This window comes from Achromobacter sp. GbtcB20, assembly GCF_019091095.1.
Classification (GTDB): domain Bacteria; phylum Pseudomonadota; class Gammaproteobacteria; order Burkholderiales; family Burkholderiaceae_B; genus Achromobacter; species Achromobacter mucicolens.
This window is the reverse complement of record NZ_JAGXJZ010000826.1, coordinates 1-241: the sequence shown is the minus strand read 5'-3', so window position 1 is coordinate 241 and position 241 is coordinate 1. Positions and strand designations below refer to the sequence as shown.

Genomic DNA, 241 nt, shown 5'->3' with positions numbered 1-241 from the left:
AGGTGTTTTCCATCGTTAAGCCGTGCGCGCTCAAGCGCGTGATCATGGGCGAAGACGAAGGTACACTGGTACACGTTTGATTTAACTCTGAAATACTGAATAACAGGAGAGCAGCATGTCCTTAGCTGACGTGAAGAAAAGCGCGCAAGAGCGCATGACCAAGTCGATCGAGACCTTGAGGGCCGACCTGGCCAAGGTCCGCACCGGCCGCGCCCACACCGGCATCCTCGACCACGTGATG

The 241-nt window shown here is 56.0% G+C and carries 2 pseudogenes; both read left to right on the top strand.

Features of this window, described 5'->3' with window-relative positions:
* A pseudogene (locus KVT32_RS31275) lies at positions 1-80 on the top strand (UMP kinase); the annotation flags it as partial.
* A 35-nt stretch (positions 81-115) separates the two neighbouring features.
* Positions 116-241: pseudogene (locus KVT32_RS31270) on the top strand (ribosome recycling factor); the annotation flags it as partial.